Origin of the sequence: Inquilinus sp. Marseille-Q2685 (assembly GCF_916619195.1) — a bacterium.
In the GTDB taxonomy this organism is placed as follows: domain Bacteria; phylum Pseudomonadota; class Alphaproteobacteria; order DSM-16000; family Inquilinaceae; genus Inquilinus.
In genome coordinates, this window is sequence record NZ_CAKAKL010000013.1 from 141327 (window position 1) to 156528 (window position 15202).

General features: G+C 69.9%; 12 protein-coding genes. 8 read left to right on the forward strand and 4 right to left on the reverse strand.

All coding sequences use genetic code 11. The annotated features are described in order from the left end of the window. Positions 1-22 precede the first annotated feature (22 nt). The gene (gene cysK, locus LG391_RS33135) at positions 23-997 is read left to right on the forward strand and encodes a cysteine synthase A (RefSeq protein ID WP_225773188.1); all 975 of its coding nucleotides are present in this window, start codon (positions 23-25) and stop codon (positions 995-997) included. Positions 998-1047: 50 nt separating this feature from the next. Here the strand turns inward: cysK and LG391_RS33140 are convergent, their stop codons facing one another. After that, a complete protein-coding gene (locus LG391_RS33140) occupies positions 1048-2640 on the reverse strand; it encodes an ABC-F family ATP-binding cassette domain-containing protein (RefSeq protein WP_225773190.1) in 1593 nt (530 codons plus the stop codon). Positions 2641-2808: 168 nt separating this feature from the next. Between LG391_RS33140 and LG391_RS33145 the strand changes: the two genes are divergently transcribed. Together LG391_RS33145 and LG391_RS33150 are read left to right on the forward strand one after the other, a co-directional pair. After that, positions 2809-3162 (forward strand): MmcQ/YjbR family DNA-binding protein, encoded by a 354-nt coding sequence (locus LG391_RS33145; protein ID WP_225773192.1) that lies wholly within the window; start codon positions 2809-2811, stop codon positions 3160-3162. A 32-nt stretch (positions 3163-3194) separates the two neighbouring features. Then, on the forward strand, positions 3195-4295 hold the full coding sequence (locus LG391_RS33150) for a P1 family peptidase (RefSeq protein ID WP_225773194.1): 1101 nt from the start codon (positions 3195-3197) through the stop codon (positions 4293-4295). Positions 4296-4316: 21 nt separating this feature from the next. Here the strand turns inward: LG391_RS33150 and LG391_RS33155 are convergent, their stop codons facing one another. From LG391_RS33155 to LG391_RS33165, 3 genes are all read right to left on the reverse strand, one after another. After that, entirely contained in the window at positions 4317-5435 is a 1119-nt protein-coding gene (locus tag LG391_RS33155; RefSeq protein WP_225773196.1) for a site-specific DNA-methyltransferase, read from the reverse strand. A gap of 48 nt (positions 5436-5483) precedes the next feature. Beyond that, a complete protein-coding gene (locus LG391_RS33160; protein WP_225773199.1) occupies positions 5484-6104 on the reverse strand; it encodes a ribonuclease HII in 621 nt (206 codons plus the stop codon). Positions 6105-6312: 208 nt separating this feature from the next. Then, entirely contained in the window at positions 6313-7422 is a 1110-nt protein-coding gene (locus LG391_RS33165; RefSeq protein ID WP_225773202.1) for a PA0069 family radical SAM protein, read from the reverse strand. Between the two features lie 164 nt (positions 7423-7586). Between LG391_RS33165 and rpsT the strand changes: the two genes are divergently transcribed. From rpsT to gyrB, 5 genes are all read left to right on the forward strand, one after another. Beyond that, positions 7587-7847, forward strand: coding sequence for a 30S ribosomal protein S20 (gene rpsT, locus LG391_RS33170; RefSeq protein ID WP_225773204.1), 261 nt, complete (start codon positions 7587-7589; stop codon positions 7845-7847). Between the two features lie 508 nt (positions 7848-8355). Next, positions 8356-9753, forward strand: coding sequence for a chromosomal replication initiator protein DnaA (gene dnaA, locus LG391_RS33175; RefSeq protein WP_225773206.1), 1398 nt, complete (start codon positions 8356-8358; stop codon positions 9751-9753). 319 nt (positions 9754-10072) lie between these two features. Continuing rightward, positions 10073-11206 (forward strand): DNA polymerase III subunit beta, encoded by a 1134-nt coding sequence (gene dnaN / locus LG391_RS33180; RefSeq protein ID WP_225773207.1) that lies wholly within the window; start codon positions 10073-10075, stop codon positions 11204-11206. Positions 11207-11269: 63 nt separating this feature from the next. Next, a complete protein-coding gene (gene recF, locus LG391_RS33185; protein ID WP_308013085.1) occupies positions 11270-12466 on the forward strand; it encodes a DNA replication/repair protein RecF in 1197 nt (398 codons plus the stop codon). 8 nt (positions 12467-12474) lie between these two features. Next, positions 12475-14934: a DNA topoisomerase (ATP-hydrolyzing) subunit B gene (gene gyrB, locus LG391_RS33190; protein ID WP_225773209.1), complete on the forward strand. Its 2460-nt coding sequence runs from the start codon at positions 12475-12477 to the stop codon at positions 14932-14934. Positions 14935-15202: the final 268 nt, after the last annotated feature.

Sequence of the window (15202 nt, forward strand, 5' to 3'; positions counted from 1 at the left end):
TTTGACGCCCCTGGAGAGTAATATGTCCTCTTCCACCGCCGGGAAGACCGAGTTCCGAGGCAGGATCTACGACTCGATCCTCGACACCATCGGCGCGACCCCACTGGTGCGGGTGAAGAAGCTGGCCGAGGCCCATGACGCCAGGGCCGATATCCTGGCGAAGCTGGAATTCTACAACCCGCTGTCGAGCGTGAAGGACCGCATCGGCCTGGCGATGATCGAGGCGCTGGAGGCATCGGGCAAGATCAAGCCGGGCGTCAGCACGCTGATCGAGCCGACCTCGGGCAACACCGGCATCGCGCTGGCCTTCGTCGCCGCGGCCAAGGGCTATCGCCTGATCCTGACCATGCCCGAGACCATGTCGGTCGAGCGGCGCAAGATGCTGAAGCTCCTGGGCGCCGAGCTGCACCTGACCGAAGGCCCGAAAGGCATGAAGGGGGCGATCGCCAAGGCCGAGGAGCTGGTCCAGAGCATCCCGAACGCGATCATCCCGCAGCAGTTCGAGAACCCGGCCAACCCGGAGATCCACCGCCGCACCACGGCCGAGGAGATCTGGAACGACACCGATGGCGGCGTCGACATCCTGATCTCCGGCGTCGGCACCGGCGGCACCATCACCGGGGTGTCCGAGGTGATCAAGCAGCGCAAGCCGAGCTTCAAGGCGATCGCGGTGGAGCCGGAGGACAGCCCTGTGCTGTCCGGCGGCAATCCGGGCCCGCACAAGATCCAGGGCATCGGCGCCGGCTTCGTGCCCGGCGTGCTGAACACCAAGATCATCGACGAGGTCGTGCGGATCTCGAACGAACGCGCCTTCCAGATCGCCCGCCAGGCGGCGAAACTGGAGGGACTGCCGGCCGGCATCTCCTCCGGCGCCGCCCTGGCCGCGGCGCTCGAGGTCGGCGCCCGGCCGGAGAACGAGGGCAAGAAGATCGTCGTGATCGTGCCTTCGATCGCCGAGCGCTACCTGTCGACCGCGCTGTTCGAAGGGCTGGATTAAGCTCCGCCTTCTCAGTGCGTGCGGGGGAAGCGGGCCTTCGGGCCCGCTTTTCATTTGTCCAAGGCGATGACCCGGTCGATGCCGACGGCCTCGAGGAAGTCCGGATCGTGGCTGGCCACCAGCAGGGCGCCGTCATAGGCGGCCACCGCCCGCTCGATCGCCGCGATCGAGTCGAGGTCGAGATGGTTGGTCGGCTCGTCCAGGATCAGCAGCCGCGGCGGCCGCGGCCCGCCCAGCACGCAGGCCAGTGCCGCCCGCAGCGTCTCGCCGCCGCTGAGCTCGCCGGCCGGGCGCAGCGCCGCATCGGCCCGGAACAGGAAGCGCGCCAGCGCCGCCCGGCAGGCGTTGTCGGTCGCCTCCGGATGCATCGCCCGAAAGTTCTCCAGGATGGTCCGGTCCAGCCGCAGCCCACCCGCCCGCTGGTCGAGCATGGCCACGCCGCCGCCGAAGCGGCGGATCCGGCCCTGATCCGGCTGCAGCTCCCCGGCCGCGAGGCGCAGCAGCGTCGACTTGCCGGCGCCGTTCGGCCCGGTCACCGCCACCCGCTCCGGCCCGGTCACGGCGAAGGACAGGTCGCGCAGCACCGGCCGCTCAGCGCCCAGGGGACCCCAGGACACATGCTCGAAGGCCAGGACGGTGGTGCCGGCGGCCAGACCGGTCGACGGCACCGAGGCCGCCAGGGTGTCAGTGCGCTCGACCGCGGCCCGCGCCTCGGCCAGCGCCGCCTCGGCCCCCTCCTCCCGCCGGTCGCGCAGGCCGGTCTGGCGGGACTGGCTCTGCCCGGCCTTCTCCTTCTTGAAGTCCAGCAGGATCCTGGCCTGGCCGCCGCCGGCGCGGGATTTGTGGGCGCGGGAATCGCTGCGGGCCTTGCGCTCCAGCGCCGCCTGCCGCTCCCGCGCCAGCCGTGCCGCCTCCTGCTCAGCATGGGCCAGGTCGTGCCGCGCCGCCTCGGCATCGGCCTCGCGCCGGGCCCGGTAGTCGTCCCAGTTGCCGCCATAGACGCGGGCGCCGAGGCTGGAGAGCTCGACGATCCGGTCCATCCGGCGCAGCACCTCGCGGTCGTGGCTGACCACCAGGGCGCCGCCGCGCCAGCCCTCCAGCAGGGCGCAGACGGCGTCGCGGCCGCCGGCATCGAGGTTGTTGGTCGGCTCGTCCAGCACCAGCATGTCCGGCGGGTCGACCAGCAGCCCGGCCAGGGCCAAGCGCGTGGCCTCGCCGCCGCTCAGCGTACCGAGCGGGCGGCGCAGGTCGAGATCGGCGGGCAGGCCCCTCTTGGGCCGCGCCGCGGCCGCCCGTTCCTCCCCCGTCCAGTCGGCGGCGGCGAGGTCCTCCTCGTCCCCCTCCCCCGCCAGCAACCGGTCGAGCCGGGCCAGGGCCGGGGCGATGCCGAGCGCGTCGGCGGCGGTCATGCCGGCCGAAACCTGCACGGCCTGGGGCAGCAGGCCGATCCGGCCCTGCCTCAGGACCCGGCCGGATTGCGGCGCGATCTCGCCCAGCAGCAGGCGCAGCAGCGTCGACTTGCCGACGCCGTTGCGGCCGACGAGGCCGGTCCTCTCGGCCCCGAAAGCGAGCGTCAGATCCTCGAAGAGCGGGCGGTGGTCAGGGGTGTGGTGGGACAGCGACTCGGCGGCAAGGAGAGGCATGGCGGCTCGACGGAGGCAGCGTGACGGGACGGATGAAATGCCGGTCCGTGCTGCGATCCATCAGGGCCTCTCCTGCGCTGTGAGGGCGGCAGCATAGCCGCAAACATTCTCCAGGCAAACCGGGGCATAGGCGCGCATGCTTCCCATGGGAGGAGAAGGAGACCTGAGATGGCGGATGAGGAGACGGTCCGGCGGGCCGCGCTGGCCCTGCCGGAGGTGACGGAGGAGGCGCATTGGGAGCGGCCATCCTTCCGGGTCGGCGGCAGGATCTTCGCCGTGCTGCGCCCGGCGGAGCGCCGGACGGTGCTGAAGCTGCCGCACGACCACCAGGAGATGCTGTTCGCGGTTCGCCCGGAGGCCTTCGCCCCGGCGCGCTGGGGCCGGCTGGTCTGGACCTTCGTCGCGCTGCCGCAGGTCGACGACGAACAGATGGCGGCGCTGATGGCCGAAGCTTGGCGCGAGGTGGCGCCGAAACGGCTGGTCCGGCTGACCGGCATGGACAGCCCACCGCCGCCGCGCTAGCCCCGACGGATGATGCAGCCGAGGAGCCGACGATGACCAAGCCGCGTGCCCGAGACCTGGGCATTCCCTTCGACGGCGAGCCCGGACCGCTCAACGCCGTCACCGATGTCGCGGGGGTCGAGGTCGGCGCCGCCACCATCATCGCCGGCGACGGCAGGCTGGAGGTCGGGCGCGGGCCGGCGCGCACCGGCGTCACCGCCATCCTGCCGCGCGGTCGCGTCTTCGACCCGGTCTTCGCCGGCACCGCCGTGCTGAACGGCAATGGCGAGATGACCGGGACGATCTGGATCGAGGAGTCGGGCTTCCTCGAAGGGCCGGTGATGATCACCAACAGCCACAGCGTCGGCACCGTGCGCGACGCCGTGATCGGCTGGCAGGGCCGCCGCGGGCTGGTGGCGCCGCTGGCCCACGACCTCTACTGGTGCCTGCCGCTGGTGGCCGAGACCTGGGACGGCATCCTGAACGACATCAACGGCTTCCACGTCACGGCGCAGCATGCGGTCGAAGCGCTGGACGGCGCCCGGCCGGGCCCGGTGGCGGAGGGCAATGTCGGCGGCGGCACCGGCATGTCGCTGTTCGGATTCAAGGGCGGCACGGGCACGGCCTCACGCCGGCTCTCACCCGAAGAGGGCGGCCACATCGTCGGCGTGCTGGTGCAGGGCAATTTCGGCCGCCGCAAGAACCTGATGATCGCCGGCGTGCCGGTCGGGCGCGAGATCCCCGACCTGCTGCCCAACCTGGCCTGGGACCGCGACGCCGGCTCGATCATCGTGGTGGTCGCCACCGATGCGCCGCTGCTGCCGCACCAGCTGAAGCGCCTGGCGCGGCGGGCGACGATCGGCATCGCCCGCACCGGCGGCTATGGCGCCAACAGCAGCGGTGACATCTTCCTGGCCTTCTCCACCGCCAATCCCGGCGCCTTCAGCCGCAGGGACAGCCGCCTGGTGCAGGTGCTGCCGAACGATGCCATGGAAGGGCTGATCGAGGCCACGGCCCAGGCGACCGAAGAGGCGATCGTCAACGCGCTCGTCGCGGCCGAGACCATGACCGGCCGCGACGGCAACACGCTGCATGCGATCCCGCATGAGCGGCTGCGGGAGATCCTGAGGAAATACAACCGCTTGTCGGAATGAACTGAGGCGGCAGCCGCCGCCTCAATGCACCGCCATCTCGGCCCGGATCTTCTGGCGCAGCAGGTCGATCGGGGCCAGCCGGTCGCGCTGGGCCTCGTAATGCCAGAAGGTCCAGCCGTTGCAGGAGGGCGCGCCCTGCAGCGCCGCGCCGACCCGGTGGATCGACCCGGCATGGTCGCCCTGGCCGTTGCTGGCGATCAGCGTGCCGTCGGCCCGCACCTTGGCGACATAGCGGCGCTGGGTGTCGAACAGCCGGTCGCCCGGCCGCAGCATGCCGCGCTCCACCACCCAGCCGAAGGGCACGCGCGGCGCCTGGCGCTTCGACAGGGTGTCGAGCACGGTCGGGTCGGCCGGCGACTCGATCGCGGCGATGCGCTGGGCGGCGACCCGCGCATAGGTCTCCTCGCGCTCGACGCCGATGAACTTACGGCCGAGGCGCTTGGCCACGGCGCCGGTGGTGCCGCTGCCGAAGAACGGGTCGAGGATCGTCTCCCCCGCCCGGGTCGAGGACAGCAGCACGCGCCACAGGAGGGCCTCGGGCTTCTGCGTCGGATGCGCCTTGCGGCCGTCGATCTTCAACCGCTCGCCGCCGCTGCAGATCGGCAGCGTCCAGTCGCTGCGCATCTGCAGTTCCTCGTTCAGCGCCTTCATGGCGTCGTAGTTGAAGGTGTAGCGGCTGCCCGGCGACTTGGCGGCCCAGATCAGCGTCTCATGCGCGTTGGTGAAGCGGGTGCCGCGGAAGTTCGGCATCGGGTTCGACTTGCGCCAGACGATGTCGTTCAGGATCCAGAAGCCGAGATCCTGCAGGATGGCGCCGACCCGGAAGATGTTGTGGTAGGTGCCGATCACCCACAGCGTGCCGTCGTCCTTCAGCGCATGGCGCGCCGCCGCCAGCCAGTCGCGGGTGAAGCGGTCATAGGTGGCAAGGTCGCTGAACTTGTCCCATTCCGCATCGACGCCGTCGACCCGGCTCTCGTCCGGCCGGCGCAGCTCTCCCCCCAACTGCAAATTGTAGGGCGGGTCGGCGAACACGCAATCGACCGAGCCGACGGGCAACGACCGCATCGCCGAGATGCAGTCGCCGAGGACGATTCGGCAGCCCGGCGGCAACCGGTCGGTGATGGAGGGTGATTCGCTCATGCGCCGACGATGATTCGCCGCAGAGTCGCCGTCAATACCTCGCTTGAATCAGCCGGTTATGGCGAGTCGCTGCGACACCGGCGCAAACGACCGGCGATGGTGCTCGCAGACCCCGATCCGGTCGAGCGCGGCGATGTGCTCGGGCGTGCCGTAGCCGACATTGCGTTCCCACCCATAGCCGGGATGGAGGGTGGAGAGACGCAACATCTCGTGGTCGCGCACAACTTTTGCGAGGATCGAGGCGGCCGCGATCGACAGCGACAAGGCGTCGCCGCCGACCACCGCCCGACCGTCGCAGGGCAGCCCGTCGGGCACCTTGTTGCCGTCGACGAGCGCCATGTCCGGACGCTCCGGCAGGGCGTCGAGCGCCCGCCGCATCGCCAGCATGCTGGCCTGGAGGATGTTGATTCGGTCGATCTCCTCGACCGACGCCCAGCCGATCCCGACCTGCGCCACCGCCCGGATGCGCGGCACCAGCGCCTCGCGCCGCTGCGCCGTCAGCACCTTGCTGTCATCGATAAGAGACGCGAGATCGGGGTCGAGCGGCCGGGTCAGCACCACGGCCGCGGCCAGCACCGGTCCGGCCAGCGGGCCGCGGCCCACCTCGTCCAGCCCGGCGACGCTCCGCACCGGCGCGCCGCATTCGATCTCCAGACTCCAATCCGGCATCCCACCCCTCCTGCCCCCCAGGGCATAACGCCGGCAGGCGGAAGAGCCAAGTCCGGATGGTCGGTGAGAGGGTGGTTGGTGCCCGATACCCTACCCGTCATTGCCGGGCTTGACCCGGCAATCCAGAAGGCGTCGACGCTCTCTGGATGCCCGGGTCAAGCCCGGGCATGACAGATAGGAGAGGCTTGCGCCCTCACCGATGGCCTCTTCAGAACAGCCTCAACTGGTCGCCCGGCCGCGACGGCGGGGAGAACTGGGTGGTGTCGAGGGTCCAGCGCTTGCGGTCGAGGCCGAGCCGGCGGACGGCGTGGTTGAAGCGGGCGCGGATCAGATCCGCCACCGGCCCCTCGCCGCGATGCCGCTCGCCCCAGCCGGACTTGTAAAGCCGGCCGCCGCGGGTCTGGCGGATCAGCGACATCACCCGACCCGCCCGGTCCGGCGCATGCGCCTGGAGCCACTCCTCGAACAGCCCGGCGATCTCCAGCGGCAGCCGCAGCAGGGTCCAGCCCGCCGCCGTGGCGCCCGCCTTCACCGCGGCCTCCAGCACCTGCTCCAGCGAATGGTCGTTGAGGCCCGGGATCATCGGCGAGGTCAGCACGATGACCGGGATGCCGGCCTGGGTCAGCTGGCGCATCGTCTCCAGCCGCCGCGGCGGAGTCGCGGCCCGCGGCTCCAGCGTCCGCGCCAGCTCGCGATCGAGCGTCGACAGCGAGATGCAGACGGCCGCCAGCCCTTTGGCCGCCATCGGCGCCAGGAGATCGATGTCGCGGGCGATCAGCGCCGATTTGGTGACGATGCCGAGAGGATGGTTGAAGCGCGACAGCACCTCGATCACCCGGCGGGTCAGCTTCAGCTCGCGCTCGACCGGCTGGTAGGGGTCGGTGTTGGTGCCCATCGCCATCACCGCCGGGACATAGCCGGGCCGCCGCAATTCGGCCTCCAGCAGTTCCGGCGCGTCCGGCTTGTAGAAGAGCTGGGTCTCGAAATCGAGGCCGGGCGACAGGCCCAGCCAGGCATGGGTCGGCCGGGCGAAGCAGTAGATGCAGCCGTGCTCGCAGCCACGGTAGGGATTGATCGACCGGTCGAACATGATGTCCGGCGAATCGTTGCGGGTGATGATGGTGCGGGCGGTGTCGACATGCAGCTGCGTGCGCAGCGGCGGCTCCACGTCCTCATCCCCCGGCGCGGGGCCCGCCCAGCCGTCGTCGACCCGGTGCCGGGTCGCGGCCTCGAAGCGGCCGGTGCGGTTGCTGACCGCGCCGCGCCCCTTGCGCGGCCGGTCGGCCAGCTCGTCGAGTTCGGGTGGCTTGATCGGCATGAGAACAAATATAGAACAAAAGCGCTGACTTGCCAATCCCCGTCATGCGGCCTACCTCTGGCGGCATGCGGCGCCGAGACTCGTCTTGACGCCCGGGCGCGAAGGGACTATCAAGCGCCCTCGTTTTTTCTTGGGGCCGTCGTTGGCCCAAACTGGGACTGACAATGGCCAACCACAAGTCCGCCGAGAAGCGCATCCGCCAGACCGAGCGCCGCACGCTGGTCAACCGCAATCGCGTCAGCCGCATCCGCACCTTCGTCAAGAAGGTCGAGGCGGCGATCGAGTCCGGCGACAAGGCCGCCGCGGCAGAGGCGTTCAAGGCGGCGCAGCCGGAGCTGCATCGCGGCGTCACCAAGGGCGTGCTGCAGAAGAACACGGTCGCGCGCAAGCTGTCGCGCCTGTCCGGCCGCATCAAGGCCCTCTGAGACCGAACACCGACAAGCCGTTCCGCGACGGCGGTCGCGGGACGGCTTTCTCATGTCCGGGGAAACGGTGGATGCGGCAGAACCTGCCGCCGTCCGGGACCGTTTTTTGCGTTTTGGGATGGTCCGGATTTGTTCCGTTGCCAGCCCGCGCCCACCCTGCATATGATCGTCTTTCGCCTGCGCATCGGCAGGTGAAGATGGCTTCAGGACACAACTTGCCCGGCTACCAGCCTTCCTCACGAAGATTGGCAGAAGTCTGCGAGCGTCCCTGAAAAGCACTGATTCAACTTCTATTAAGCAGCCTTTCGGCCTCACAAGTAGCCGCGAGGAATTGTTCCTGCACGTCGGCCGTGATACTATAATTATTACAGTTTGAGTTCTGGAGCATGGCAGCCGCGCATCCGATATCGGGTGCCGCTGGTGGTGGGAACGGGTAAAGTCCGGGTCGTGGACGGGCAGCGCGTCGCGGCCGCGGAATCGAGAGGGGTCGGAAGGCAGCATGTCGTCGATGGGGGGAGTCATCGCATCGATCGAGCAGCAATGGGCCCGGGTTTGCGGCCGCTTGCGCGAGGAGGTGGGCGAGGGCGCCTTCAAGAGTTGGCTGCGCCCTGTCGTCGTCGTCGATCTCGACGGCGGGGAGGTCCGCATCGCCGCCCCCACCCGCTTCATGCGCGACTGGGTCGCCGCCCATTATGCCGACCACATCCGCCGCCTGTGGCATTCCGAGAACCCGGACATCCACAGCGTCGACGTGATCGTTGTGCCGGACCGGCTGGCCATGAAGCCAGCCGCCGCGGACACGCCGGCGGCGACCGCCCCGGCCTCGCGCGCCGAGTCGCGGCCGACCGCGGCGGCGGAACGCCCGCCCGAGTCGGCGACCGAGTTCGGCGCCGTGCTCGACCAGCGCTTCACCTTCGACAACTTCGTCGTCGGCAAGCCGAACGAGCTGGCCCATGCCGCCGCCCGCCGGGTGGCGGAGGCCAACAGCGTCACCTTCAACCCGCTGTTCCTCTATGGCGGGGTGGGCCTGGGCAAGACCCACCTGATGCACGCCATCGCCTGGCATATCCGGCAGAAGCACCCCGAGCGGCGCGTGCTGTACATGTCCGCCGAGAAGTTCATGTACCAGTTCATCCGTGCCCTGCGGTTCAGGGACACGATGACGTTCAAGGAGATGTTCCGGTCGGTCGACGTGCTGATGATCGACGACGTGCAGTTCATCTCCGGCAAGGACTCCACCCAGGAGGAGTTCTTCCACACCTTCAACGCCCTGGTGGACCAGAACCGCCAGGTGGTGATCTCGGCCGACAAGTCGCCCTCCGACCTCGAGGGGATGGAGGAACGGCTGCGCTCCCGCCTCGGCTGGGGCCTGGTCGCCGACATCCACCCCACCACCTACGAGCTGCGGCTGGGCATCCTGCAGGCCAAGGCGGAGACGGCGCGGGTCGAGATCCCGGCCAAGGTGATGGAGTTCCTGGCCCACAAGATCACCTCCAACGTGCGCGAGCTGGAGGGGGCGCTGAACCGCATCATGGCCCATGCCGAGCTGGTGCACCGGCCGATCACCCTGGAATCGACCCAGGAGCTGCTGCACGACCTGCTGCGCGCCTCCGACCGCCGGGTCACCATCGACGAGATCCAGAAGCGCGTCGCCGAGCACTACAACATCAAGGTCGCGGATATGCATTCGGCCCGCCGCGCCCGCACCGTGGCCCGGCCGCGCCAGGTGGCGATGTACCTGTCGAAGCAGCTGACCCCCCGCTCGCTGCCGGAGATCGGCCGCAAGTTCGGCGGGCGGGATCACACGACCGTCATGCATGCCGTGCGCAAGGTCGAGGAGCTGTGCAGCGAGGACCGCTCCTTCGCCGAGGATGTGGAACTGCTGCGCCGCATGCTGCAGGTCTGAGCGACCGCCTGCAAATGCTACTGGCGCGGCCGTCTGGCGGCGAACTCGAAGCTTCCGGTGCTCACGGACTCGAACGTCCGCTGCGCTCCGGTTCTCGAAACCATCGCCAGCCGACTCACGCCAGCGCATTTCCAGACGATCTCTGAGCCCTTCCTGGACGGGGGGGCCGGAAAATCTGTCCGGCGCCGTGTCCGGCCCTGCGCCTGCCTCTCGCCACCGCCGCCGGCTTTCGGCTATAGTGCGCCCCCGCCGCGTCGGCCGGGCCCCTGCCCGCCCCGATGAACTGTCCGGCGGCCGGCATCGTCGAAGTGGAATCGGGATGAAGCTGATCATCGAGCGTGCCGCCCTTCTCAAGGGCCTGAGCCATGTGCAGAGCGTCGTGGAGCGGCGCAACACCATCCCGATCCTGTCCAATATCCTGCTGCGCGCCGAAGGCGGCACGCTGCGCCTGACGGCCACCGACATGGATCTCGAGATCGTCGAATCCGTGCCGGCGGAGATCCAGGCGCCGGGCGGCACCACCGCCCCGGCCCACACCCTCTACGACATCGTCCGCAAGCTGCCCGACGGCAGCCAGGTCGAGATCGAGACCAACCCCGACGGCGGGTCGCTGACGCTGCGCGCCGGCCGGTCGAACTTCCGGCTCGGCTGCCTGCCGGTCGAGGACTTCCCGAGCATGGCGGGCGGCGATCTGAGCCACCGCTTCACCATCGCCGCCGGCGACCTGCGGGTGATGATCGACCGGACCAAGTTCGCGATCTCGACCGAGGAGACGCGCTACTACCTGAACGGCATCTACCTGCACGCCGCCACGGCCGACACGGTGCCGGTGCTGCGCGCCGTCGCCACCGACGGCCATCGCCTGGCCCGGGTCGAGATGCCGCTGCCGGACGGGGCCGACGGCATCCCCGGCGTGATCGTGCCGCGCAAGACGGTGATGGAGCTGCGCAAGCTGCTGGACGAGAGCGGCGAGACGGTCGAGGTGCAGCTGTCCGAGACCAAGACCCGCTTCACCCTGCCCGGCGCCGCAGGCGACGGCGTGGTCCTGACCTCGAAGCTGATCGACGGCACCTTCCCGGAATACGAGCGGGTGATCCCGAGCGGCAACGACAAGATCCTCGAGGTCGACGCCAAGGAGTTCGCCAAGGCGGTCGACCGCGTCTCCACCATCTCGACCGAGAAGAGCCGGGCGGTGAAGCTGACGATCGAGAACGGCTCGCTGACACTCTCCGCCAACTCGGCCGAGCAGGGCAGCGCGACCGAGGAGATCGAGGTCAGCTACGAGGCGTCCAGGATCGAGATCGGCTTCAACAGCCGCTATCTTCTCGACATCACCCAGCAGATCGAGGGCGACGGCGCCCGCTTCGCCATGGCCGATGCCGGGTCGCCGACCATCGTCCGCGACACCGCCGATTCCAGCGCGCTGTACGTGCTGATGCCGATGCGGGTGTGACGGCTTGAACCGAGCGCAGCGGCCATGTGAGGCGAAGCATCCGCTTCGGATGCCTTGAGCCATATGTCCCAGGACCCCATGCCGGAGCAGGCGGCCGCCTCGTCCGGGCGCCCCTCTCCTTCGGGAACTGGGGCCCGGATCGCGGTGACGCGCCTGGTGCTGACCGAGTTCCGCTGTTACGGCCAGCTGCGGATCGACCTCGACCCGCGCCCGGTCGTACTGACCGGACCGAACGGCGCCGGCAAGACCAACCTGCTGGAGGCCGTGTCCTTCCTGTCGCCGGGCCGCGGCCTGCGCCGCGCGCCTCTGCCGGAGGTGACGCGCCGCCAGGCCACGGGGACCGCCGGCTGGGCTGTCGCGGCGCATCTGCTGACCCCGACCGGCGAGATCCGGCTGGGCACGCAGCTTGAGCCCGGCGAGGGTCGCCGCAACGTGGTCATCGACGGCCGGCCGGCACAGAGCCAGACGGCGCTGGGCGCCCGGGCGCCGATGGTCTGGCTGACGCCGCAGATGGACCGGCTGTTCGGCGACGCCGCCAGCCAGCGCCGCCGCTTCCTGGACCGGCTGGTGTTCGGCTTCCATCCGGACCATGCCGGGCAGCTGGGCGCCTATGAGCGGGCGATGCGCGAGCGCAACCGGCTGCTGAAGGAACCCCGCGCCGACCCGGCCTGGCTGGCGGCGCTCGAGGACACGATGGCCACATCCGGCACCGCCGTCGCCGCCGCCCGGCGCGAGCTGGTGGCGCGGCTGCGCGGCGCCGAGTCGCTGATGACGGAGGGGCCGTTCCCCCGCGCCGAGCTGGCGGTGGACGGCCGGATCGAGGCGTGGCTTGAGGATCGGCCGGCGGTCGATGCGGGAGAGGCTTTTCGCTGCCTTCTGTGCGATAATCGCCGGATCGACGCCGCGGCGGGGGCCGCGACGGGAGGGCCGCACCGCAGCGACCCGGCCGTCCACCACCGGGCCAAGGCGATGCCGGCGGCGCAGTGCTCGACCGGCGAGCAGAAGGCGCTCCTGATCGGCATCGTTCTTGCCAATGCCCGCCTGCTCGCCGGGGAACGCGGCGCCCCGCCCCTGCTCCTCCTCGACGAGGTGGCAGCGCATCTCGACGAGGCCCGTCGGGCGGCGCTGTACGAGGAGATCCTGGCGCTCGGCGCCCAGGCCTGGATGACCGGCACTGATCCGGCGCTGTTCGCGCCGCTCGGGGACCGGGCACGTCACCTCGGCGTCGACGACGCCCGGGTGGCGGAACGAAATGGATGACGAAGATTATGTCGGATTCTGCGATCCCGAACGATCAAGCCGCCTATGATGCCGGCTCCATCACCGTGCTGCGCGGCCTCGAGGCCGTCCGCAAGCGGCCGGGCATGTATATCGGCGACACCGATGACGGGTCCGGCCTGCACCACATGGTGTACGAGGTCGTCGACAACGCCATCGACGAGGCGCTGGCCGGCTATTGCGACACCGTCACGGTGACGCTGAACGCCGACGGCTCGGTGTCGGTGACCGACAACGGCCGCGGCATCCCCGTCGCGATCCATGAGGAGGAGGGCATCAGCGCCGCCGAGGTGGTGATGACCCAGCTGCACGCCGGCGGCAAGTTCAACCAGAACTCCTACAAGGTGTCGGGCGGCCTGCACGGCGTCGGCGTCTCGGTGGTCAACGCGCTGTCGGAGACGCTGGACCTGCGCATCTTCCGCGACGGCCACGAATGGTACATGCGCTTCCGCGACGGCGAGAGCGAGGCGCCGCTGGCGGCGGTCGGCCCGCAGGGCGAGAACCGCGGCACCCATGTCACCTTCCTGCCGTCGAAGCAGACCTTCTCGAAGACCGAGTTCGACTTCGGCACGCTGGAGCACCGGCTGCGCGAGCTGGCCTTCCTGAACTCCGGCGTCAAGCTGACCCTGACCGACGCGCGCGGGCCGGAGCCGAAGGTCGTCGAGATGCATTACGAAGGCGGGCTGAAGGCCTTCGTCAGCTATCTCGACAAGGCCAAGCAGCCGCTGCACGGCGAGCCGATCACGATCACGTCGGAGCGCGACGGCATCACGGTCGAAGTGGCGATGCAGTGGAACGACAGCTACCACGAGACCATGCTGTGCTTCACCAACAACATCCCGCAGCGTGACGGCGGCACCCATCTGGCCGGGTTCCGCGGCGCGCTGACGCGGCAGGTGAACGCCTATGCCACCGACAGCGGCATCCTGAAGAAGGAGAAGGTGGCGCTGACCGGCGACGACGCCCGCGAGGGGCTGACCTGCGTCCTGTCGGTGAAGGTGCCGGACCCGAAATTCTCCAGCCAGACCAAGGACAAGCTGGTCTCCTCCGAGGTCCGGCCGGTGGTCGAGGCGGTGGTCAACGAGATGCTCGCGACCTGGTTCGAGGAGCATCCGAACGACGCCAAGCGGGTGATCCAGAAGGCGGTCGAGGCGGCGTCGGCCCGCGAGGCGGCGCGCAAGGCGCGCGAGCTGACCCGGCGCAAGGGCGCGCTCGACCTCGCCTCCCTGCCCGGCAAGCTGGCCGACTGCCAGAACCGCGACCCGGCCGAATCCGAGCTGTTCATCGTCGAGGGCGACAGCGCCGGCGGCTCGGCCAAGCAGGGCCGCGACCGCAAGTTCCAGGCCATCCTGCCGCTGCGTGGCAAGATCCTGAACGTCGAGCGGGCGCGGATCGACAAGATGCTGTCCTCGGCCGAGCTCGGCACGCTGATCACGGCCCTGGGCACCAGCATCCGCGACGAGTTCGACGCCGACAAGGCGCGCTACCACCGCATCATCATCATGACCGACGCGGATGTGGACGGCAGCCATATCCGCACCCTGCTGCTGACCTTCTTCTACCGGCAGATGCCGCAGCTGATCGAGCGCGGCTACCTCTACATCGCCCAGCCGCCGCTGTACCGCGCCGCCCGCGGCAAGGAGGCGGTGTATCTGAAGGACGATCCGGCGCTCGAGGCCTATCTGATCGACAGCGGCATGCGCGACCTGGTGTTCACCCCCTTCGACGGGGCCCAGGTGGCCGGGAACGACCTGCGCGCCCAGGTCGAGCGGGCGCTGGAGGCGAAGCACCAGCTGGGGCCGCTGATCCGCAAGGTCGGCGACCGCATGACGGTGGAACAGGTGGCGATCGCCGGCGCGCTGTCGCCGCAGGTGGTGCACAACCCGGCCCAGGCCGCCGAGGCCGCGAGCTATGTCGCCCAGCGCCTGAACGCGCTGGCCACGGAGTTCGAGCGCGGCTGGCAAGGCGAGGCGCTGCCGCCGCAGGGCAACCAGCCCGGCGGGCTGGTGTTCCGCCGCACCCTGCGCGGCGTGACCGAGGCCCGGGTGATCGACTCCGACATCATCCGGTCGGTCGAGGCGCACAAGCTCGACCGCATGACCGCGGACCTGCAGGCGCTGTACCGCCGGCCGGGCGTGCTGACCTGGATGAACCCGAAGGGCCCGGCCCAGGAATGGCCGGTCACCGGCCCGATCGACCTGATCGACCGGGTGCTGGAGCAGGGCCGCAAGGGCCTGGCGGTGCAGCGCTACAAGGGGCTGGGCGAGATGAACCCGGACCAGCTGTGGGAGACCACGCTGGACCCGAACGCCCGGGTGCTGCTGCGGGTCGAGGTCAAGCACGCCGACGATGCCGAGGACGTGTTCTCGACCCTGATGGGCGACGTGGTCGAGCCGCGCCGCGACTTCATCCAGGAGAACGCGCTGAAGGTGACGAACCTGGACGTGTGATCCGGCGCGGCGGTCATCCGGCAGTCGCGCGGCCGTTCGAGCCAACTCGTCCCGTCTACCCTCCCCCTCCCCTTGCGGGAGGGGCCAGGGGGAGGGGTTTTCGCCGCCGAGCCGGCCGGCCGCTTCGGCCATGACCACGCGGCTCTGCGCATTCGCGCGCGGACGCGCGCAGCCCCTCCCCCTCGCCCCCTCCCGCAAGGGGAGGGGGAGCGTGGAAGGCTGCGTTCGTTGGTGCTGAAGATGGGCGCAGGGGGGGTGACCTGCGACG